At 64.8% G+C, this 21,216-nt stretch carries 21 protein-coding genes and 1 tRNA gene; 12 read left to right on the top strand and 10 right to left on the bottom strand.

Annotated elements, in window-relative coordinates:
* Positions 1–159: 159 nt before the first annotated feature.
* Complete coding sequence (locus tag ACFVUS_RS37055) at positions 160–2,145, bottom strand: TPM domain-containing protein (protein WP_387777691.1); 1,986 nt, start codon at positions 2,143–2,145, stop codon at positions 160–162.
* A gap of 63 nt (positions 2,146–2,208) precedes the next feature.
* Here ACFVUS_RS37055 and ACFVUS_RS37060 point away from each other — a divergent pair, with 63 nt between their 5' ends.
* From ACFVUS_RS37060 to ACFVUS_RS37075, 4 genes are all read left to right on the top strand, one after another.
* A complete protein-coding gene (locus ACFVUS_RS37060) occupies positions 2,209–2,904 on the top strand; it encodes an MBL fold metallo-hydrolase (protein WP_387777694.1) in 696 nt (231 codons plus the stop codon).
* Between the two features lie 29 nt (positions 2,905–2,933).
* Positions 2,934–3,602, top strand: coding sequence for a YdcF family protein (locus ACFVUS_RS37065; RefSeq protein WP_387777697.1), 669 nt, complete (start codon positions 2,934–2,936; stop codon positions 3,600–3,602).
* Between the two features lie 2 nt (positions 3,603–3,604).
* Entirely contained in the window at positions 3,605–4,867 is a 1,263-nt protein-coding gene (locus ACFVUS_RS37070) for a deoxyguanosinetriphosphate triphosphohydrolase (protein ID WP_387777700.1), read from the top strand.
* A 91-nt stretch (positions 4,868–4,958) separates the two neighbouring features.
* Positions 4,959–6,038, top strand: coding sequence for a DUF4190 domain-containing protein (locus ACFVUS_RS37075; RefSeq protein ID WP_387777703.1), 1,080 nt, complete (start codon positions 4,959–4,961; stop codon positions 6,036–6,038).
* On the opposite strand, the gene ACFVUS_RS37080 is transcribed toward ACFVUS_RS37075, so the two are convergent.
* The 3 genes from ACFVUS_RS37080 to ACFVUS_RS37090 form a co-directional block, all read right to left on the bottom strand.
* On the bottom strand, positions 6,035–6,709 hold the full coding sequence (locus tag ACFVUS_RS37080) for an energy-coupling factor ABC transporter ATP-binding protein (protein WP_387777706.1): 675 nt from the start codon (positions 6,707–6,709) through the stop codon (positions 6,035–6,037). The two genes, ACFVUS_RS37075 and ACFVUS_RS37080, sit on opposite strands and share 4 nt — an antisense overlap.
* Entirely contained in the window at positions 6,706–7,275 is a 570-nt protein-coding gene (locus tag ACFVUS_RS37085; RefSeq protein WP_387777709.1) for a biotin transporter BioY, read from the bottom strand. Before ACFVUS_RS37085 ends, ACFVUS_RS37080 begins: the two co-directional genes overlap by 4 nt.
* Positions 7,276–7,345: 70 nt before the next feature.
* Positions 7,346–7,936 (bottom strand): energy-coupling factor transporter transmembrane component T family protein, encoded by a 591-nt coding sequence (locus tag ACFVUS_RS37090; protein WP_387777712.1) that lies wholly within the window; start codon positions 7,934–7,936, stop codon positions 7,346–7,348.
* 94 nt (positions 7,937–8,030) lie between these two features.
* On the opposite strand from ACFVUS_RS37090, the gene dnaG reads away from it, so the two are divergent.
* Positions 8,031–9,959, top strand: a complete 1,929-nt coding sequence (gene dnaG, locus ACFVUS_RS37095; protein WP_387777715.1) for a DNA primase — start codon at positions 8,031–8,033, stop codon at positions 9,957–9,959.
* A gap of 77 nt (positions 9,960–10,036) precedes the next feature.
* Here the strand turns inward: dnaG and ACFVUS_RS37100 are convergent, their stop codons facing one another.
* A complete protein-coding gene (locus ACFVUS_RS37100) occupies positions 10,037–10,282 on the bottom strand; it encodes a hypothetical protein (protein WP_067567582.1) in 246 nt (81 codons plus the stop codon).
* A gap of 174 nt (positions 10,283–10,456) precedes the next feature.
* On the opposite strand from ACFVUS_RS37100, the gene ACFVUS_RS37105 reads away from it, so the two are divergent.
* Together ACFVUS_RS37105 and ACFVUS_RS37110 are read left to right on the top strand one after the other, a co-directional pair.
* A tRNA-Asn gene (locus ACFVUS_RS37105) sits at positions 10,457–10,529 on the top strand.
* A gap of 778 nt (positions 10,530–11,307) precedes the next feature.
* Positions 11,308–11,454, top strand: coding sequence for a hypothetical protein (locus tag ACFVUS_RS37110; RefSeq protein WP_387777718.1), 147 nt, complete (start codon positions 11,308–11,310; stop codon positions 11,452–11,454).
* A gap of 161 nt (positions 11,455–11,615) precedes the next feature.
* Here the strand turns inward: ACFVUS_RS37110 and ACFVUS_RS37115 are convergent, their stop codons facing one another.
* The 4 genes from ACFVUS_RS37115 to ACFVUS_RS37130 form a co-directional block, all read right to left on the bottom strand.
* Positions 11,616–12,092: an HNH endonuclease gene (locus tag ACFVUS_RS37115; RefSeq protein ID WP_387777721.1), complete on the bottom strand. Its 477-nt coding sequence runs from the start codon at positions 12,090–12,092 to the stop codon at positions 11,616–11,618.
* Positions 12,093–12,170: 78 nt separating this feature from the next.
* Positions 12,171–14,324, bottom strand: a complete 2,154-nt coding sequence (locus tag ACFVUS_RS37120; RefSeq protein WP_387777724.1) for an AarF/UbiB family protein — start codon at positions 14,322–14,324, stop codon at positions 12,171–12,173.
* A gap of 5 nt (positions 14,325–14,329) precedes the next feature.
* Complete coding sequence (locus ACFVUS_RS37125) at positions 14,330–15,166, bottom strand: hypothetical protein (RefSeq protein WP_387777727.1); 837 nt, start codon at positions 15,164–15,166, stop codon at positions 14,330–14,332.
* Positions 15,163–15,999: a vWA domain-containing protein gene (locus ACFVUS_RS37130; RefSeq protein WP_387777730.1), complete on the bottom strand. Its 837-nt coding sequence runs from the start codon at positions 15,997–15,999 to the stop codon at positions 15,163–15,165. Before ACFVUS_RS37130 ends, ACFVUS_RS37125 begins: the two co-directional genes overlap by 4 nt.
* Before the next feature lie 444 nt (positions 16,000–16,443).
* Here ACFVUS_RS37130 and hxsA2 point away from each other — a divergent pair, with 444 nt between their 5' ends.
* The 5 genes from hxsA2 (at position 16,444) to ACFVUS_RS37155 (ending at position 20,789) form a co-directional block, all read left to right on the top strand.
* Positions 16,444–17,022: a His-Xaa-Ser repeat protein HxsA2 gene (gene hxsA2 / locus ACFVUS_RS37135; RefSeq protein WP_387777733.1), complete on the top strand. Its 579-nt coding sequence runs from the start codon at positions 16,444–16,446 to the stop codon at positions 17,020–17,022.
* 86 nt (positions 17,023–17,108) lie between these two features.
* On the top strand, positions 17,109–17,399 hold the full coding sequence (locus tag ACFVUS_RS37140; protein ID WP_387777736.1) for a hypothetical protein: 291 nt from the start codon (positions 17,109–17,111) through the stop codon (positions 17,397–17,399).
* A 3-nt stretch (positions 17,400–17,402) separates the two neighbouring features.
* Complete coding sequence (gene hxsB / locus ACFVUS_RS37145) at positions 17,403–18,857, top strand: His-Xaa-Ser system radical SAM maturase HxsB (RefSeq protein WP_387777739.1); 1,455 nt, start codon at positions 17,403–17,405, stop codon at positions 18,855–18,857.
* Positions 18,845–20,014, top strand: a complete 1,170-nt coding sequence (gene hxsC, locus ACFVUS_RS37150; protein ID WP_387777742.1) for a His-Xaa-Ser system radical SAM maturase HxsC — start codon at positions 18,845–18,847, stop codon at positions 20,012–20,014. Before hxsB ends, hxsC begins: the two co-directional genes overlap by 13 nt.
* A gap of 205 nt (positions 20,015–20,219) precedes the next feature.
* Positions 20,220–20,789 carry a hypothetical protein gene (locus tag ACFVUS_RS37155; RefSeq protein WP_387777745.1) on the top strand — a complete coding sequence of 190 codons (570 nt, stop codon included), beginning with the start codon at positions 20,220–20,222 and terminating at the stop codon, positions 20,787–20,789.
* A 57-nt stretch (positions 20,790–20,846) separates the two neighbouring features.
* Here the strand turns inward: ACFVUS_RS37155 and ACFVUS_RS37160 are convergent, their stop codons facing one another.
* A complete protein-coding gene (locus ACFVUS_RS37160; RefSeq protein WP_387777748.1) occupies positions 20,847–21,059 on the bottom strand; it encodes a hypothetical protein in 213 nt (70 codons plus the stop codon).
* Positions 21,060–21,216: the final 157 nt, after the last annotated feature.

A 21,216-nucleotide genomic window follows, 5' to 3' on the forward strand; every position in this document is an offset into this window, starting at 1 on the left:
TCAGGGCGAACCGGCGGGCAGTCCGTAAGAACCGGCCGCCGCGAATGGCTCAGCCCCGCACTCAGAACCGCCTCGTGGAAACCCTTTCCGTCATCCCGGCATGCTTTTGGCCGGGATCCACGCCCGGAGGTGCTGCGCTCCTCGGGTGACTGCCGCCGCTCAGAATCTGCCGCCGCGGCTGATGCGGCGGGAGCCGTCGGAGCCGCCGAAGGAGCCGGGGCCGTAGTTGCCGCCGCTGAAACCGCCTCCACCGCCGCGGCTGGCGCCGCCCATGCCGCGCAGCATGCCGTCGATGAGGACGCCGCTGAGGATGGCTCCGGTTTGGGAGTTGGAGCTCGCCTGCTGGGATTGCCATTCGCGGACGGCGGCCTGGGCGGTGAGCAAGGCGCGGGTGCCGAGTTCGGTGGCGCGCTGGGCGGCCGTAAGGGCTTGGGCCGGATCGGATTCGGTGAGTTGGCGGGCCTGGTCGAGGCTGCGCTGGGCTTCGGCTAGGCGGGTGCGGGGTTCGGCGTCGACGCCGCCGCGCCGGGTGCTGATGAAATCGGAGGCGGCGTTGATCTGGCTCAGCGCGGCGGTCATGGCCTGGTCGAGGCGGCGGGCGAGGTCCTCGGCGGCGAGTTTGCGATCGGTGGCCGCGGCAATCGCCTTGTCCAGCACGGTATCCGCGGCCACCGCCTGCTGGAATGTCCCCAGCGGGTTGGTCGCGCCGTCGGCGCTGGCTTGATCCAGCGCCGTGCGTGCGGCGATCGCGGCGGTCGCGAGTTCGGGCCCGCCGTGTTTGGTGAGGGTGGCCGCGGTGCCGAGGTCCATCCGCAGTTCCTCGATGATCCCGGGCAGCCCGGCGCGTGCCTGTTCGATATCGGTGGCGGCGGTGTCGACCGCATCCAGCAGTGTGCGTGCGGTATTGATGGCCGCCTCCGCCCCGCGAATGGCGGCCACCGCGCCGCCCTGTTCGCCGACGGGCCGGGCCGCAGCCGCACGGCCTTCTTGAATACCCTTGTCCGCGAAGGTAATTCGCTCCTGCGCCATATTCACGTTGTCGTGCACGGGTGCCAGCACCGACGCCGGTTGCGCCGCCACCAGTTGCGCGAGCGTCGCCGTCGAGCCGGGCACCCGGGCGGTCAGCTCGACCAGATCCCGGGTCAGCGCGTCCAATCGTTCGCCCGCGTTGATGAGCAGATTCCGCATGGCGTCGAATTCGGCGACTTTCGCGTCGAGTTCCTGATCCGCGCGCCCGCAGGTGCTGATGAGTTCCACCAGCATGGTGTGCTGTTGTTCGGGAGTTTCGGGAATATCGTCGTCGAGTTGCTGGCGGATGGAAAAGGCTTTGGCGAGCGCGTTCTTCGCCGCTTCGAGGGCCGCGGTGAATGGCGCGGTGGCGGTCGCGCCGAATTCATCGGTGGCGAGCCGCAATTCCTCTGCGCTGGTGCGAATCGCATTGTCGGTATCGACCAGCAACTCTTTGGATCGCGCGTCCAGTGCGGGCAGCGGCACCGCGTTCAGCGCCGCGGTGTCGGCCGGATCGACCTTGCGCGCCGCCTCCAGCTCGGCTCGCGCGCGTCGCGTCTTGCGCCCGCGCGACCACAGCAGCACCGCGCCCACCACCAGCGCCACCACGAGCAGCAGGATCAGCACCGCCCAGATGCTGGTCCCGCCGCCGCTGTCATTCATGGCCGCGGACAAGCCATTCGCCGTCGCGATGGCCGCACCGGCCCAGTCCCCGGCCCGCAGCTTGGGTTCGACCTGGTCGATCAGCAGCTGATCGACCTGCTTCTCGCTGACCGATTCGGGCGCGCTGCCGGTGAACGCGTACCCGCGATCACCGATCGCGACCGCGAGCAGCACATCGCGATTGCCGAAGTTGGAGGCCTTGGCGGTCTGCTCACCCCAGGTCTGCGCGTCCATGCCCGCGAAGTCGTGGACATACGCAACCCACAGTCGCTCATGGTCTTTCGTGTACAGCTGGTCGATCGCCGACTGCACCTGAGCCGTCTGCCCGCCGCGCAACGCGCCCGCCAGATCGGTGACATAGCTGGGCAGCCGCTGCGGCTGCTCGGCGTGCGCGGGAGCGCCCCCGCCGATGGGAACAATCAAGGCCAGCACGAAGCCGGACAGCAGCATGGAGAGCTGCTTCGGAAGCCGCATCGTATGAATCTATCCGGCGCACGCGGGGCGTGAGGTTTCATCCGGTCACCCGTGTCGGCGGCCATGACTACGATCAAAGGCGTGATCACGATCGATTCCCCGTACACGGGTCATCTCGCCCCCGGCTCCAACCCGCAGCAGCGGAGCGTTTCCGGCGCGCGCATCGTGAAGATGTCGGTGGGCGCGATGGATAACAACGTGTACCTGGTGCAGTGCGCGAGAACCGGCTCGACGCTGCTCATCGACGCCGCCAATGAGGCGGAACGCATTCTGGAATTGCTGGACCAGGAGGCTCCCCAGGGGGTCGAGCTGCTGGTCACCACGCATCGCCATCCGGATCACTGGTGGGCCCTGGCCGATGTGCTCGCCGCCCGCGAGATTCCATCCGCCGCGCATGAACTCGATGCCGAGGCGCTGCCCGTCCCGCCGACCCGCGTGCTCACCGACGGCGACAAGATCAGCATCGGCGAGCTGGAGCTCGAGGCCATCCACCTGAGCGGTCACACTCCGGGTTCGGTGGCGCTCGCCTACACCGACGGCGACGGCCGCACCCACCTGTTCACCGGAGATTCGCTGTTCCCCGGCGGAGTCGGCAAGACCGGCTCGCCCGCGGAGTTCACCTCGCTGCTCGGTGATGTGGAATCCAAACTTTTCGCCCGCTATCCGGATGACACAGTGGTGTATCCGGGCCACGGCAATGACACCACCCTGGGTGTGGAGCGTCCGCAATTGCCCGAGTGGCGGCGGCGCGGTTGGTAAAACTCCGGAACCGCGACCTCGAGCCCGCCATGGCGCCGGCGCAGGTCGACCAGTCCCGTGACGGCAATGTCGCGGGATGGCTGGCCTGGGCGCGCCGACTGCTGATCGGCGGGGTGCTCATGGGGCTGCTGGTGATCGGCGGTACCGCGGTGCGGGTCTGGCAGGTGGCCCGCATCGACGATTGGGCGCCCGCCGACGCGATCGTGGTGCTGGGGGCCGCGCAGTACGACGGCACCCCCTCCTCGGTCTTCCAGGCCCGATTGGATCAGGCGTACAAGCTTTTTCAGAAGGGTGTGGCCCCGCTCATCGTGACGGTGGGCGGAAAACAGGTGGGGGACAACTACACCGAGGCCGCGTCCGGCAAGAACTATCTCAAGGATCGTGGCGTCCCGGCCGATCGGGTGCTAGCGGTGGAAACCGGTTCGGACACGCTACAAAGCGTCGAGGCGGTATCCAAAGCCCTACTGGCACGCGGCAAGTCGTCGGTGGTGCTGGTGAGCGATCCCTGGCATTCGCTGCGCACCCGCACCATGGCGCGCGATGCCGGACTCTCGGCGTGGACCGCGCCGACCCGAACCGGGCCCGCGGTGTACACGCGGGAATCGCAGGCGCACGGCATAACTCGCGAGACCTTCGCGCTGCTGTGGTACCAGCTCACCCACTATTCGGCCGATTTCACCTACACGGCGGAGCAGTGAATATGCGCATCGACTACGACCGGGTGTACAGCGAGCACGATCGGGAGCGCCCGGTCCCGGAGACCGATAGAACCGCCGGATTGAGCTGGTCGCCCACCCCGGCGCGGCGCAGCGAGTTCGCGCGGGACCGCGCGCGGGTGCTGCATTCGGCGGCTTTACGCAGACTCGCGGACAAGACGCAGGTCATGGGTCCGCGCGATGGCGATACCCCGCGCACCCGGCTCACCCATTCGCTGGAGGTCGCGCAGATCGGCCGCAGCATCGCCGATGGGCTGGGCTGTGATCCGGATCTGGTGGATCTGGCCGGGCTGGCGCACGATATCGGGCATCCGCCGTACGGGCACAATGGTGAGAAGGCGCTGGATCAATTCGCCGACGCGCACGGGGGATTCGAGGGCAATGCGCAGAACCTGCGCATTCTCACCCGGCTCGAGCCCAAGGTGTTCGATGAGCAGGGGCAGAGCTACGGATTGAACCCGACCCGGGCGGCACTGGACGCGGTCATCAAATACCCTTGGGGCAGAACGGGTCCCGGCTCCAAGTTCGGCGCGTACGACGTCGATATGGATCGGCTGGCCTGGGTGCGCAAGGGCGCCCCGGAGCGCAGGCAGTGCCTGGAGTCGCAGGTCATGGACTGGGCCGATGATGTGGCCTATTCGGTGCACGATGTCGAGGACGGCGTCATCGTCGGCCGCATCGATCTGCGCGCGCTGGCCGATCCGGTGGAACAGGCCGCGCTCGCGGAACTCGGTGCGCGGCAAAGCAAATCGCCCAGTGCCGAGGATCTGGTGGCGGCCGCGCAGCGGTTGTCCGAACTGCCGGTGGTGACCGCGGCGGCCTCCTATGACGGCTCGCTGGCGGCGTCGGTGGCGCTCAAGAACCTCACCAGTGATCTGGTCGGGCGTTTCGCAACGGCCGCCGTCGAGGCCACCCGAGCCGCCTGGGGTGGTCGCCAATTGTGCCGGTACACAGCGGATCTGGAGGTGCCGCGGATCGTGGCGGCCGAGGTCGCGGTGCTCAAGACCATGGCACTGCGCTATGTGCTGTCCGATCCCATCCATCAGGTCCGCCAGGCCGGGCAGCGCGAACGCATCCTGATGGTGGCGCATCACCTGCTCGATATCGCTCCGCGTGGCCTGGACCGTCTGCTGCTGCCCTGGTGGGAGGATGCGAGCGATGACTCCGCTCGGGTCCGGGTGATCGTCGATCAGATCGCCTCGTATACCGAAAGCCGTCTCGAGCGGGTCGCCGCGGTAATCCCCTGATATATAGGTTTCGCGGACCGAATCGGAAACCGCTACGGTGAGCGGGAAAATTCGCTAGAGCGGGCCGGAAAGTGTCCGCGGAGGGGGGATCGTGGATCCGAATCACCCGAATTCGCCGGATAAGCCCGTCGGGCTGGACAAGCAGGCCGGGGGCGAGCAACCGGCTCCTCCGGATCCGACGGTGGTGGCGTGGTCATCGCAGCAGCCGCCGTACCAGGGCGCTCCGGCCCAGGATCAGCAGGCGGCCTGGGGTCAGCCGCAGTGGCCGAATCAGTCGGATCCGGCCTACGCGCAGCAGCCCTATCCGGGACAGCCGGGATACACCGCGCCCGGCGGCTATCCCGAGCAGCCCGGTTACACCGCGCCCGGTGGCTATCCGGAGCAGCCGGGGTATGCGCCCGCGGGTGGTATCCCGGCGGACCCCTACGGGGGTTCGGGCGGCTATCAGCAATTCCCGGCCCCGCCGTACCCCCAGCCGTATCCGCCGCAGGGACCGGCGGGTCCGCCGCAGGGCACCAATGGTTTCGCGATCGCGGCGCTGATCACCGGTCTGCTCGGCATGTGCCTGCTGTCGGTGCCGTTCGGTGTGATCTCGCTGAGCCAGATCAAGGATCGCAATCAGCAGGGTAAGGGTCTGGCGATCACGGGCCTGATCTTGACGGGCGTGTGGGCGCTGGTCGGCGTCATCGTGTTCGCGGTGGGTGTCGCGGGTTCGAAGGACAGCAGCACCGATTCGTATTCGCCGCCGCCGTCGTTCTCGGTGCCCGCGATTCCGTCGTTCTCGGTGCCCGCGCTGCCGACGACCACGCAGCCGTCCGGCTCCGGCGCCGGGTACACGCTGCTGCGCAATCTCAAGGACGGCGATTGCGTCAACGGTGTGCATCGCAAGGTGTCCATCAGCGGTGCGACCGTCACCTCCTGCACCGGTGCGCATGACGGCGAGGTGTTCCTGAACTTCAATCTGCCCAGCTTCCAGGGTGATCAGCAGTCCAAGGATTACGCCGAGACCAAATGCGCCGAGGTGTTCGACCGGATCGACTCCAAGGTCTCCGGGCTGAGCTACCTCTACTACCGGCCGCACAGCCAGTCGGAGTGGAATTCCGATCCGTCGGTGCAGTGCATCGCCATTCAGGACGATGAGACCAAGCTGAACAGCAAACTGCCGCGTTAGGCGCAGTGGTCCAGATAGAACGGAATGGTGTCGGCGGGCGGGCCGTCCGCGAGCAGGCGGCCCGCGTCGAACACCAGTACCCGGTCGAAATCGGTGAGCAGGTCCAGATCGTGTGAGATGACCACGATCCGCTGCGGGAGTTCGCGCAGCAGTTGGGTGATGCGGCGTTTATTGCGCAGGTCCAGCAGGGTGGTGGGTTCGTCGAAGATCACGTGGTCGGGGCGGACCGACAGCACCGCGGCGATGGCCAGCAATTGCTTCTGGCCGCCGCTGAGCAGGTGCGCGGGGTGATCGCGGAATTCGGTGAGACCGTATTCCGTGAGGACTTCCGAAACTCGTTGGGCGATATCGGGTTTGGCGAGACCGTGATGTTTGAGGCCGAAGGCGAGGTCCTCGGCGACGGTCGGCATGACGATTTGCACGTCCGGATCCTGGAAGACGAATCCGACGCGGCGGCGTACCGCCCTGCCCTGTTTGCGGGTGTCGAGGCCGTCGACTCGGACCTGGCCTCGGCTGGGGATCTGGAGGCCGTTCAGCAGCCGCGCGAAGGTGGATTTACCCGAGCCGTTCGAGCCGATCACCGCGATGCGGCGTTCGGCGAGGGTCAGATCCAGGCGCGCGAGTACCTCGCGGTCGCCGAAGCTGTGCGAGACCGCGTCGAGTTCGATCACGCGCGGGCCGCACTTTTCTTCATGGGACCGGGAATCATCGGATAGGCCTGGCGCACCGCGAGGGCGGCCAGTGAGCCGATCACGGTTTTCACCACATCGCCCGGTAGGAAGGCGACCGAGGTGACAATTGCCTTGTGCAGCGGCAGGTGCGCGGCCACCGCCATCCACGGCACGCCGATGGCGTAGAGCACGATCGCGCCGCCGAAGAAGTTGACGGCCAAGGCAATCGGCAGGTTGTAGTGCCGCCAGAGGCGTTCGGTGAGCAGGCCGATCACCAGTGCGCCGATCGGGTAGGCGATGACGAAGCCACCGGTCGGTCCCATGATCACCGAGAGTCCGCCGCGGCCGCCGGACAGCACCGGCAGGCCGATGAACACCAGTGCGTCGAAGAGCAGGATCGCCAGGAAGCCGCGCTTCGCGCCCAGGATCGAGCCCGCCAGAATCACGCCGAGGGTTTGCGAGGTGAAGGGTGCGAAAGCACCTGGCAACTGGATGAGCGGAAAGAATCCGAGTACCACCATGATTGCCGCGAACAGCGCCACCTGCGCCAAATCCTTACTACGCACCGGGGCATCCTATGCAGAGCATGGTCCGGAGTGGTGGGCCACGTCTGTCGCGCACACTTTCGGCAACCTGCTAGTCGAGGCCGCGGGCGTCCAATGCCTCGCCGACTTGATCGGCCATGCGCAGGGTGCGGATCAGCAGCGGGATGAGGAATACCGTGCTGCGTTCGATGCCGCGGGCACGTTGTGCGGCGCGCACCAGCTCGGCCTGTTCGCGGATGACGGGGATGAATCGGATGGTCATCGCGATCAGCAGGCCGACGCGATCCGGGCGCACCCCGAGGGGTCGCAGTGGGCGCAGCGCCTTTTCGATGGTGTCGATCATGGCGGAGGTGCGAGTGGTGAGCGTCACCAGATTGGCGAGCAGGACCAGGGTGAGCACGCGTTCGCCGACCAGGACTGCGCTCTGCCAGCCGGTGAACAGCAGCTGCGCGAGCATGATCAGGGCCAGGAATGGGGTGAGGCTCAGCACCTGGCGGGCGGTCGCGCGCCAGGGGATCCGGGCAATCGCGTACAGCGCCAGCACAATCGCGAGCGCCACCGCCAGCCAGGCGATCGACGGTACGAAGAACAGTGCGGTTCCGGCCACCGCGAGTACCACGAGCTTCGTCCCGGCGGGCCCGATATGCACCGGGGTCGAGGCGTCGTGATAGAGGCTGAGCACCGGTAGATCCTGGCAGACCTCGCCCCCGATGCGGTCAACGGCTCCCGGGCCGTGCGACCGAGTTCGGGGGAGGCGGGCGAGCTAGACTCGCTGCGTGGCAGGCCGACTTCCAGACCGCGATATCGCGGCGATTCGTGAACGCGCTCGGATCGAGGATGTGGTCGGCGAGTACGTGGCGCTGAGGCGTGCCGGTGCCGATTCCATGAAGGGCCTGTGCCCTTTCCATGATGAGAAGTCGCCGTCGTTCCACGTGCGGCCCAATCACGGTCATTTCCACTGCTTCGGCTGCGGTGAGGGCGGCGATGTCTTCGCCTTCCTCCAGAAGATCGAGCATGTCGGTTTCGTGGAGGCGGTCGAGCAGGTCGCCGACAAGATCGGCTACAAGATCACCTACGAGGGTGGCGGCACCTCGGTGCAGCGCGATCGCGGCACTCGCTCGCGCCTGGTCGCCGCGAACGCCGCCGCGCACGAGTTCTATGCCGCCAAACTCGGTGAACCCGAGGCGGAGACGGCCCGCAAATACCTCACCGACCGCAATTTCGACGCGAATGCCGCCGCGCAGTTCGGCTGCGGCTACGCTCCCGGCGGCTGGGACACCCTCACAAAGCATCTGCTGCGCAAGGGCTTCGAGTTCAAGGAGCTGGAGGCCGCGGGCCTGTCCAAGCAGGGCCAGCGCGGCCCGATGGACCGCTTCAACCGGCGTCTGCTGTGGCCCATCCGCAATCTCAGCGGAGATGTGATCGGCTTCGGCGCGCGCCGCCTGTTCGATGACGACACCATGACCGCCAAGTACATCAACACCCCGGAAACGGTGCTGTACAAGAAGTCTCAGGTGCTGTTCGGGCTGGATCTGGCCAAGCGCGAGATCGCCAAGGGGCATCAGGCGGTGGTGGTCGAGGGCTACACCGATGTGATGGCCATGCATCTGTCCGGCGTGAAAACCGCTGTGGCGTCCTGCGGTACGGCGTTCGGTGACGAACATCTCGCCATGCTGCGCAGGCTGCTGATGGACGACAATTTCTGGCGCGGCGAGATCATCTACACGTTCGACGGTGATGCCGCCGGTCAGGCCGCGGCGCTGAAAGCCTTCTCCGGCGATCAGAAGCTGGCCGGGCAGACCTATATCGCCGTTGCGCCGGATGGCTTGGACCCGTGTGAATTGCGCCAGCGCAGCGGTGACGGTTCGGTCCGGGATCTGGTGGCTCGCCGAGTTCCGCTGTACGAGTTCGTGATTCGTGGTCTGCTCGCCGAACACAATCTCGACACACCCGAGGGGCAGGTCGACGCGCTGCGCCGCGGTGTGCCCGTGGTGGCGCAGATCAAGGACAACGCGCTGCGCAAGGCGTACGCCACCAAGCTGGCGGGCTGGGTCGGCTGGGACGACATCCAGATGGTCGTGCGCCGGGTGGGTGACGAGGCGCGCAAGAATGTCCGCACCGCGGCGGCGGGCGGCACTCGCCGCACCGGTGTGCCCGAACGTGAAGCGTCCCAACCGGTTACCGATCAACCGGCGGCGCGTCCCAACCCGCGCGATCCGGTGCTCGCCCCGCAGCGGCAGGCGTTGACGGCGGCCTTGCAGTACCCCGCCTTCGCCGGTCCGGTCTTCGATTCCCTTGAACCGGAAGCCTTCACGCATGCCGCCTATGTCGCCACCCGCGCCGCGATCGTCGAAGCGGGCGGTACCGCAGCGGGTTTGGGTGGCGCGGAATGGGTGGCCGCGGTCGCCGACAACACCGACGATCTCACCATGCGCGCTTTGGTGTCCGAATTGGCCGCTGAGCAACTACCGGTGAAATCCGAGGCCGATATCCCGCGTCTGGTCACCGGCGTGCTGGCGCGCGTCCAGGAGGCGTGGGTCGGTCGTCAGATCGCCGAACTGAAGTCCAAGTTGCAGCGCATCTCCTCCACCGAACAGTCCGAGGCGTACTTCGCCCTGTTCGGTGATCTGGTCGCGCTGGAGCAGTACCGCAAGAGCCTGCTCACCCAGGCCATGGGCAATTCCGACGATTTCGGCGGCCGATAGCCTCCGCCCACAGGCCGAAACACCCGAAACTGGCTGAGATCCGCCAACTTCGGGTGTTCAGTGGTCTTCCGGTGAATCTACCGCCGCAACTGGTCGTGCGGCACCAGAATGGTGGTCCGCTCATCCAGCGGTTCCATCGGCTCCAACTTCGGCTGCGTACTCAACTTGTCCGACAGCCGCTGCCGCGAAACCTGCACCAATTTCCGTGTGACCGGACTCTCACTGATGGCGCGGGTAGTCTTACTGATCTGCTCATACCGGGCTCGCCCGGCCTTCGCGCCCAGCACATACCCGGCCGCGACGCCGATGATCAACCGCAGCATGTCGAGAAGCTCCTCCCGTTGGCCCTGTCCGCGTGTACATCCTGCCCGAAGCCCCGCCCCCTGTCGACGCCGCCCCTCCACCCGCATGTCCCCAGGTAGAGCCACGATTTGGGAACTGAACAACCCATACGCTAAAGTTTTCTCCGGTCGCCCGAGAGGGCAACCGGGACACAATCCCCTATAGCTCAATTGGCAGAGCAGCCGACTGTTAATCGGCAGGTTTCTGGTTCGAGTCCAGATGGGGGAGCGTTGGAAAGCGCCTATGACCAGTGGTCATAGGCGTTTTTCATAATCAAGTGCAACTTGAGGTGCCGACAAAGCGTAGACGAAAGTCGTTGCACCATCTGATTTTTCGTCTGCCCCACACCTGAGATGCGGTTTTCAGGGCGCTTTTCACGCCTGACCTGCAATTATCCAGGTGTAATGAGTTGCGTCACTACATCTGGTACTTGGCCTAAGTAGCCGCCAAACTAGCGACTTCCTCAGCGGGTTCGCTCACGACCGAAGCGAGCTGTGATCCGCTGTCTCCGGCTTCAGCGGTGCACCGTCCTGCCACGGCAGGTGCATCCCAAGAGCGTCGGCGGTGGCGAACAGTAGTGCCGACCAGGACACGGCCCCTCACGGCAGCTGGCTCGCGCAGTCGAGAGGGTGCCACCGCCATCCTCATCGGTCAAGGCGGCCCGGAGGTACTGGGCGCGGGGTACCACCCCGATACCGCCATAATGCCGCTGTCGGAGCACGCCTTCACCGACCCCTATCATCCGGTGATCGCCTCGATGACGGACTGGATCACCAGCGACGCCAAAGTCACCCTGTCGCCTGGTGATCCCGGCTCAACACCAATCCGTAAACGGCGTCGACGACCCGAACTCCGACACCGCCATCCAAACTGCCCGTTTGACGGGTCTCGCCAGCACGTTGTCGACGGCCGATGCCAAGTGGGGCAAGAAGATCCTTCTGGGCGCCGGACGTGCCGGTCACGACGGCGTCCGCCATTGTCAGCGCGATGACCGAAGGGCGCTCGCATGGGTCTGTCGAACGCGGCGACCGATGCGGCTGACAGTGGCGTGCTCGACTGGGTGAAGAACTGGGGCAAGTTCGGCAGGGACGGTCATTGGACCGGGGACCTGAATTCGGGACTGAGCCGCTTCGGGATCATCGGAGCAATTTGATGACCTGCGAGCCGAATACTCTGCTGGCGATCCTCCGTAACCCCGCGCAGCGGACCGTGCTGGCCCAGCCAGAGGCTCGGGTTTGGTTCACACCCCCGTCGCACACCTCGCGGTGACGACCCGGGCCAGCTGCGATGCCGTCTTCTCGCGGGCCCGCGAGCTTAGATGATCGACGCTCCTTTCCTGCGATTGCATGGCCCGCAAAGGATTTGCAGGTTCTCCGGCGTCGATGCTCCACCCATGGATACCGGTATGACATGGTCGAACTGGAGCTCGACATTCGAGCCGCATTTGCGACAGCATCCCTGGTCCCTCGTCCAGACCAGGTGCTTCACATCGTCCGGTATCGCGCCGCGGACGGTGGGGGTCGGCGATTGGGACATCGCGACGGTGGCTTGTGCACGGTTGATCTGAGCTTGGCGCCGTTGCTCGCGGGTGATGAGCATGGCGTACACCTGATCGGGTGTCATGCTGTCGTTGTCCCAGAACCATTTTCCGTTGAACAGCCAGTATGCCCGGTCGCCGATGGTCGCGACCAACACTGGATGATGCACGGAGTTGGTGAGGACTGCCTGGTATTCCGTCACGGATAGTTTCGCGGCGATCACATACGTCTGACGGCCGACGTGCAGGCTCATGGGTCCCCGGCCCGTGAACATGCCGCGTCGGTGGGTGATGGCGACATTCTCTGCTCGGCGAAGCATATGTGCCCCTCACTATCTGCCGGTCAAGGCGAACCGAATGTATTTGGAGTAGTTCAGCTCACGTCGGTGCTGATGGATCTGCGCGATGTGGTTGTCGATGAGCGCCAGTTCGTGCGGTGTGCCCTGCAGCTTCAACCGGCGACGCGAGAGATCTTCCCGCTTGCGGACCGCTGCCGCCGTTGCCGCGGTGGCAGCGGCGGTCACCCGGTTCTGTTCGGTTTCGAGCTGTTGTGCGGCTTGGGCTTTCAGGGCGCCGATCTCAGAGTCGACTTTGCGTAGGTCGGCTTGCAACTGCTGTTTCTGGGCATCGATGCGGGATCTGATCGCTGGCCCCTGAGTCGGGGTTCGAATGGTGCACTGTGCCTCGACCCGCTGGAGTCGACCGCGTCTCCAGTCGGTCAATGCCTGTGCTTTCGCCTGGCCGATTCCCTTGACGTGTAGCGTTCCGCCGCGTCCGAGTGTGATCCTCGCCGTCGAGGAGTTGTAACCACTCGAGTTCGAGACGAGCTGGTATCCGGTGAAGTCGGCCGCTGTCCGAATCCCGTTGGCCGCGAGTTCAGCGGTCAATGCCTTGCCTATGCCGGTGATCGAGGCCTGGGACAGCGAAAATCGGGCAAGCTCGCGCACCACGTACTCGTGTCGTTCGCTGGTGAGCGCGGCATCGAGTGCTGACTGTAATTGCTGGGGCAGTGCGCTGATTCGGCGCTCGAATTCGGCGGTGCGCGCGAGGCGCTGACGTTCGACATCCGCGAGACATCGATGATATTGCTGGGTTGACTGGGCTCGCGCCGCGGTCTCGTTTGCGACCCGCTGTTGCTCGAATCGGTCGAACTCCGCCGCTTCGTGGTGCAGCGCGGCCGCGGCACTCGCGGTGTCGGCGATGCCTGCGCGCTGGGCGGTGAGGTCATGCAACCGGCCTCGCAGTGAGATGCTCTCGGCCCGAGACCGTTTCGCCGCGCGAGTGGCGACCCAGGCGACAATGATCGGACCGAGTGCGGCGATCGGGGCCCCGACGATCGAGCTGAGCACGGACATCAGTACGGCGATCACGATCAGTACCGCGGCGAGCACATCTACGGGACGTCGATCTGTGAAAGCCGAGTTTCCGCTGTTCTGTTGACGGGTAGTGCCCGGGGTGGCTATTGAGCCGGGGGATAGGTGCCCGGTTGTCATCCAGGCCGGGTGGACGCCATTGCCGACGGGTGCCGCCGCCGGTGCGGCCGGCGCCGGCGCTACCGGTCTCGCGCCCGCAGCCAACGACGGCAGCGCCGCGAGCGGCTGATACGCGAGCACTCGGAGATGATCCGCCAACCCCTGAATTGCGTTGTCGGCGTGGGACAGCAGCGCCGGAAACCTCGGCGAGGCGGCTGGATTCTTGAAGTCTTGCTCGGTGAGCAGCAGGTATTCCCCGTGCGGCTCATGTAGCTGCAGCCACAGATCCGGGTCGATCGCGACGGCCTTGAGTGCGAAGTAGATCACCCACGACGAGAATCGGTCCATCGTGGTCCCGAAGTCCTGGTCACCCCGATTCGGCGACTGATAGTTGCGATGCCCGCGCTCGGTCCCTCCGAATCCGGAGAGCGCGGGCACGAACATGCCGTCGTAGTCCAGTAGCCGCAGGGTCCCGTCGTCGGCCACCAGGAGATTGCCGTGCTGAAGATCCCCGTGGGCGATGCCGTGTCGTTCGAGGTCGGTGATCAGCTGGGCGAACCGGTCGGCCAGTCGCCCTACTTCGAGGTGGTCGGTGTGGTGGGCATCGAGCCAGGCGGAGAGCGTGATGCCCTGTGCCCACTCCATTTTCAGGACGGGATACCGCGTGGTGCCGACGAGCACCGCGTCCGGCAGGTACTCGAAGCCGATCTTCCACGGCTGGGACAGCTCGGTGATGGACAGCCCGGACAGCTTGTCGCTGATGGCGCGATATCGGGACTGCTGGTCGGGTATGTGCCGGGTGAAGCATTTGATGGCGTAGCGGTCACCGGTGTCGGTACGCGTGAACGGGAATACGCTCGCGAACGCTCCGGAGATCGCCCGCGGCTGACGTAGTTTCGTCAGCTCGGGAACCGAGTTGGCCAGGTCCGGGTCGGTGAAGCACACCTTCGGATTCTGGAGTGCCTCTTGGTAATTGCCCGCGGTGGGAAAATCGCGGACGGCTTGCGGAGCCACGGACGCTATCTCCCTTCGACATCGATGCGAATCAACGCGACGTCGTCGTTCTTGAGCTCACCACGGGCTCTGAGCGACTCGATCCAGTCCTCGAAACCGGGCGTATCGTGCGGCCCGCCGAATTCCAGCAGCTCGTACAGTGCGGAGACTGGATCCTTCGACGTCAGAAACCAGTGCGCGAGAGCGTCGGACATCAGCAGCAGTCTGTCGCCGGCCCGGCATCCACCCGCCGCGAACATCGTGCGGGCCGAGAGCAGTGCCGCGTCGAAGTTGCGACTGCCGAAAAGGTTTGGTGTGGTGCCGAATTCGTCAGCGTGTTGAACGGGGAAAGATCGGATCGGCAGGTCGTCGCGAATATGAAAGAGGCAGGTATCACCCAATGCCGCGGCTTGCCAGTTCCAGTCGAACTCCTGCTCCACGGGCGCGGCGGGCGTGAGACGGACGCTCAACAGAGTCGCGAGGGCGCTGCCCTCCTCGAGCTTTTTGTGTTCATACCACTGCAGCGGTCGTCCATCGCTCGCCCGTCGAGCCGTGTATTCGGTCAGCCAAGGTTCCCACGCGTTCACGGCCTCGGCGGCGAAGGTCTCGAAAACCGGGCCGGAGTCGAAAAAGCCGGGGTCGTCCAGTGCGCGTTGCGCCGACAGCGCTGCCAGCAGCTGTGCCCAGTCTTTCGAAAGCATGCTTTCAGTGGCGCCGTCACACACGCTGACAGCGACCGCGTCCTCGATCAGCTCATCGAATGGTGTTGCGGGCAAGACACATACGGCGTCCTCGCATTCACCCATCGTGCTGCCGTGCTTCGGGACGAGCAGGTGGGTGACGTAGAGACCGGGTGTGATCACCGGAGTTCGGTCGCGCGCGTCCCGATGTCCAGAAACTGGACCACCGAGGTGATATCCGCGTTGTAGACGAACCCGCGTGTGGTCTCGCTGACCTGTTGGCCTTGGCTCGCCGCATAGGACCGCATATGGGAGGGCAGGATGCTCGACATCCTGAACAGGGTCTGCGCGTACGAGTCGGGCAGTCCGGCGTCCGAGCTCGGGAACTCGACAGGTGAACCACCAGCGGCGGACACATGCAGGTTGAACAGCAACACCGCACCGTCGGCAGTGGCTTGAGAGGTGATCCCGCCGGCCGCTTCGGTCGGAGTGCCATCCGTCGATTCGCCGTCGGTCAGATTGATGACGATCGGTGGAAACCCCCCGGGATAGCGCTCGACCCATCCCCGGATCAGCGACTCCGCATACCGCAAGGCCCGCGTCATCGGCGTACCGCCGCCCGCGACCGGATCCATCCACAGCGGGAAGCTCACGGTGGTCTCGACGAGACCACCCGCTCCGTCAGGCACCTTCTTGGTACGTTCTTCCAACCGAGCCGGATTATCCGCGATTTCACTGAGCGGCACCAGATCTCGACCGGCGAGCGCTCCCGAGAACGCGGACCCGACCGTTGAGCCGTATCCGACCACCGCAACGTGGAAGTAGTCCCGCACGCCCTCTTCCTTGGCGCATTTGACCGACAGCTCGGTCAGCAGCCGGTTGATCGCGTCGGCGACGACATCGGCCTTCTTCTGCGGTACCTCGCCACCGATCGTCTCGTTCATGGAGGTCGATTGGTCAACCAGGAACACGAAACAGGTTGGATTCGTACGACTGATCTCGGCCGTGTACGGCATGAATTGTCCCCCTATGCTCGGCCGCGGTCGCTTCAGCGCGTCCTGCATGCCACCTGAAATCTGCACCCACAATGAAATCGGACCACCGTAGCAGTGTCAATAATCTTGCGTGGCAAGTGATCTCGACTGGATAGTCGATGTCAATTACCGACCGGTAGTTATCTAGCTTCCCCTTCGCATTCCCGCGTACGGTCTCCAGATTTGCGACTGACCGGCCAGGTTGCTGTCCCTAGCAAAAAGTTTCGCAAACCAGACCAAGTTCGATTCTTCCTGCGGGGCGGGCGCATGAGGCCTCGATGTGTAACGGTGCGGCGGCGGGCGAGATACTCTTTGCGGCAACAAGTTTCGAAGATCATCGGTGTGGTGATGGAGGGGGAGTGACGATGGAGCGTGCGGACATTTCGTTCGCCGTGGTCAACTCGGGTTCGATTTCGGGAGGTACGAATGCGTGAGACGCCGAAGATCGTGAGTCTGACGGCGGCCCTCGCCGCGCTCGCGATCCCCACGGCCGCACCGGCAATCGCGGAGGCGTCCGTCTCGACGGGAACGGACGAACCTCGCGTCACGGCGGTACGGGAGGAGGCCCGGCCGGAGCCTCAGGTCGCGTTGCCGGAGGATGTCGAGTTGATGAGCTTCACGACGCATCGCACCAGCGATGGCAGGTTGTTCGCGCAGCATGGTTCTCATTCATCTCACTCGTCCCATTCCTCTCATGCATCTCATGCGTCTTCCAGTCCGGGGCTCGGCGGACCGAATGTGCCGCGGCCGGGTTACATCCCACCGCCCGCCGTGACCACACCGGCCGCTCCGCCGCCTACCTCGACCCCACCGCCGAGCTCGCAGCCTGCTCCCGATCCGTTCCCTCTGGCGTGTACGCGGGCAAAGGACGGCCTCGGCCTGAATGAGATCGCGCGCGAGCTGCAAGAAGTCTTCGGCCTCGCTGCGACCGAGGCTGAGGATCTTGCCCAGCGAGCATTGGACCAGTGCACGGCGGTTGACGCGACTGCGGTGCCCCCTCAGTGACCGAGCAGTGCGGTTGCCTTCGAACTATGCCAATGGCTCTCGGCGAGTGTGGGTTTCGTGTTCTGTGAGGGGATTGAGTGATGTCAGTGTCTGATTTGGTTGTCGACTTCAGCAGATCGGTGCAGTCGCTCGACGCGCTGCAGGAGGCCGCTTACCGCTTGATCGGGCAGGCGGCATGCCAGATCGACGAAGCGGACGGGCGATACGTCTGTCGGCTCTCACCAACGCAGTCACAACTCGGGGGCGATGAGTTGCGCACTCATTTCCTTAATCTCGTGACGGACGAGAACCTACGCGAGAAGGTCGGTCGCGAGACCGGCCGGTATCGCGATGTCATCGTCGCGTTGGCATTCGGATCGCTGGCAGAGGGGGAGTGACCGTTGGTCGGCTTCGCCTCGGCGGACTCGTTCCGTCCCGATACGTCCCGGCTGCGACTCCTGCCCGTTCGGTTCGAACGCCTTGGTGCGGACCGCTTCCTGGTCGGCAACATGGTTGGCGACATGGCGGAAATGACGGCAACCGAGCTGGAGCGGTTGTGCGCGCTCGATCTCGCCCCGGGTGACGGGCTCTATGAAACGGCTTTCGAGAAGCTCTTCATCGCATCGGCCGATCAGCGTGCATCGCAGCAGCTTCTCGCTCTTCGCCTACGTAGCCGCCTGAGCTTTCTGCGCGCCGCCACGCCTTTGCACCTGTTCGTCGTCACGCTGCGATGCGAGCACTCCTGCCCGTACTGCCAGGTGTCGCGTCAGAGCAAGGACCGCGTCCGCTACGACATGGACATCGCCACGGCGTCCAAAGCACTGGATATCGCGCTGTCCGCGCCGGCGCCGATGATCAAGATCGAGTTCCAAGGCGGCGAGCCGCTGCTGAACTTCGAGCTCATCAGATGGATCGTCGTGACCGCTGAGGAGCGTGCGATGCCCCTGGGCAAGCAGTTGCAATTCGTGATCACGACGAACCTGGCACTCCTGGATGACGAAGTGCTCGAATTCTGCGCTGAGCACGATGTTCTGCTCAGTACCTCGCTGGACGGGCCGCGCGATCTGCACAACAGGAATCGGCCCCGTCGTGGCCAGAACAGCTACGAGCTCGCGGTGGCCGGAATCGGGCGCATTCGAGAGCGGCTCGGCCCGGACCGGGTCGGTGCGTTGATGACCACCACCGAAGCGAGTCTGGATCGGGTGGAGGAGATCGTCGACGAATACCTCGCGCAGGGTCTCGACGGCATCTTTCTGAGGCCGTTGTCTCCGTACGGTCATGCGATCAAGACCAAACAATTCCAGAAGTACGATGCCCGAGAATGGCTCGCATTCTGGAAGCGCGGTCTTCGCTACATCCTGGAGATCAACAAGTCCGGCCGCCGGTTTCCCGAGTTCTATTCGGCCCTGATCCTTCGCCGAATGCTGAGTGATGAGCCCATCGGTTACGTCGATCTGAGAAGTCCGGCAGGGATCGGTCTCGGTGCGCTGGTCTACAACTATGACGGCACCGTATTCGCCTCGGACGAGGCGCGGATGCTCGCCGAAATGGGGGACCGCAGCTTCGAACTCGGCAACGTTCATGAGCATGGTTACCGAGATCTCGTGTTGTCCGACACGCTGGTGGCGGCGGTGGCGGATTCGCTGACCCAAACGGCTCCACAGTGCTCGACGTGCGTATTCGAGCCCAACTGCGGCGCGGACCCCGTGTATCACCATGCGACGCAAGGGGATCTGCTGGGGATCAAACCGCTATCCGAGTTCTGCGAGCGACAGAAGGGCGTGATCACTCACTTGTTCGAACTGTTGGAACACTCGCCCGAAGACGCCGCCGTTCTTCGGGAGTGGGCGTCGTGAAACCTCTTCTGCTCGTAGGACGATCGCCGGCGGCGGACAACGTCGGACTCGGTGAGGAGAACCGGATCGTTCGGCTCCGTCCCCCGAACAGCGCCCCGTCTGATGATCGCGATGCCGCGCTGATCGTCGATGATGGCGACTGGATGGCGGCGCAGGCGAATGGATTCCGGATCGCGGTCGGGCGCGATGCGTGCCCGGACGGCGCATCGACGAGCTACCTCCGACTTCCGGCGGGGTTCGCCGAGGTCGGCGATGGCGATGTGATGAGCATCTACCCGCGGTCGGGTCGAGTGAGGCTGCTCTATCGTCGGTCGTCGCGACACAACTTCTTCCTCGTCACCGAACGCTGCAACAACTATTGCCTGATGTGTTCGCAGCCGCCGAAGAAGGTCGATGACGGCTGGCTGATCGACGAGATCGCAGAGGCACTGTCACTGCTCGACCCGGCTACTCCCGCACTGACATTCACCGGCGGGGAACCGCTCACCGAATGGCGCCGATTCATCGGACTGCTGGAGCTGTCGCGGGATCTGCTCCCGGACACCGCGATTCACGTGTTGACCAACGGGCGCGCCTTCTCCGTTCCCGAGGTCGCGCACGCCTGGGCCGAGATCGGGCATCCGCGGCTCTCAGCGGGTATACCGATCTATGCGGCGGTGGATCACATTCACGACTATGTGGTTCAGGCCGCGGGCGCGTTCGACGAAACTGTGCTCGGCGTGCTCCGACTCAAGAACCTGGGGCAACGGGTCGAGATTCGTATTGTTCTGCACGCCATCACCGCACAGCGTCTCCGTGAGACCTGCTCCTGGATCGCGCGTAATCTTCCATTCGTCGATCATGTGGCTCTGATGGGCATGGAAAACACCGGCTTCGCGGTCGCCAACGACGCCACATTGTGGATCGATCCCGTCGATTACCAGGAGCAATTGAAGGCTGGTGTCGACGTTCTGTCCGTTGCCGGCGTGGATGTTTCGATCTACAACCTGCCCCTGTGCGTTCTCGATGCCGGCATCCGGCCGTTCGCGGTGCAGTCGATCTCGGACTGGAAGAACGCGTACGTCGCGGAGTGTGACGACTGCTCGGTGCGCCACGAATGTGCCGGATTCTTCTCGACGGGCCGACCGAAGTTCAGTCGAGGGATAGCCGCCATCTAGTGTCCGGCGGGGAGGGATGATGTGGGGACTGCTGGCCATACCGATTGGCTACGGCTGGGAATTGGCTGGCAGGCTTTTCGAGCCGAGGTATCGGCTGGCGCCGTTGGATCGGACCGTTGATGACTTGGCTACGGCCCGGACGGTGCTCGGTTTGGTTATCAATATCTTGGTTCTCGGCGAGTACTCGGGTAGCGCCGTTGAAGGTATGGCATTCGCTGGCGTTCAACGGCTCGTGCTGTCGGCGATAGTCGCGTTTCCGGTCTGTTTGATCGCCATGGTCGTCATCCTGGCGGTGACCTATTCGGCGCACCGGGCTGACACTGCCGCACAGTTGGCTCATCCGCTGCGAACGATGGGGATCTGCATCGCCGGTGTTGCGGCCCTGGCCACGGTTCCGGCGTTGTTGTCGACATTCGATCGATTCGCGGGGCCGGTGCCGGGCCTGATCGCGGTGGTGGCGGTCATCGCCTCCGGGCTGGCGGTTGTGCCGTTTCTGATCCGGGCGACTTTCCTGATCACCAAGCATTGGTTCAATGCCGCCGACGGGCATCTACTGCTCGGGCCAACCGTGGCCGTCATCGTGACCTGGACGGTTGCCGCCATCGGTCTCACCGCCCGGGAATCGACGCTGCTGCCCGCCCCGGTCGATCTCGCTCTGCTGTTGGGCGGGTGCGTCACGATCACGATTCTCGCCGTCCTCGAAGGTCGGCGCGCGCATCAGCGTTACGGGGTCAGCTTTCGGTCGGGAGCTTGGCCGCCGGGTCTGCGCTGGTGACTGTTCCCGATTCCAAATCGTGGAATCGGGGACAGTAGCGCTGTTATTCGCGGGTGGTCAGCAGTGCACCTTGACGAACGGGCACGTGATGGCGTCCAGCAGGGTTTGTACGGCGGTTGCGCTGCCCGACGCCGAGCCGGAGTCGGGGGTGGTGGTCGCCACCGAGGTGAGAGGGGCTTCGGCGGTCGCGGGTGCGGCGGCGGCCGCAGCGATGGCGGACATGAAGACGACGCTGGTCATCGCGGTACGAACGGTGCTGCGCAAGGCCACTGGATAAACTCCTGATCGAAATTGAGCTGATTTACTGCCGGGCCGGAGTGAATTGGTTGCGCCACAAGCGTTCGCGAGATCTCCCGATTCCGGGATGCATCACACAGAACTTGGAGATCCCCGATTGTCCCCGCCCCGGCGGGAAGATTACGCACAG

Origin of the sequence: Nocardia sp. NPDC058058, assembly GCF_042885355.1 — a bacterium.
GTDB lineage: Bacteria > Actinomycetota > Actinomycetes > Mycobacteriales > Mycobacteriaceae > Nocardia.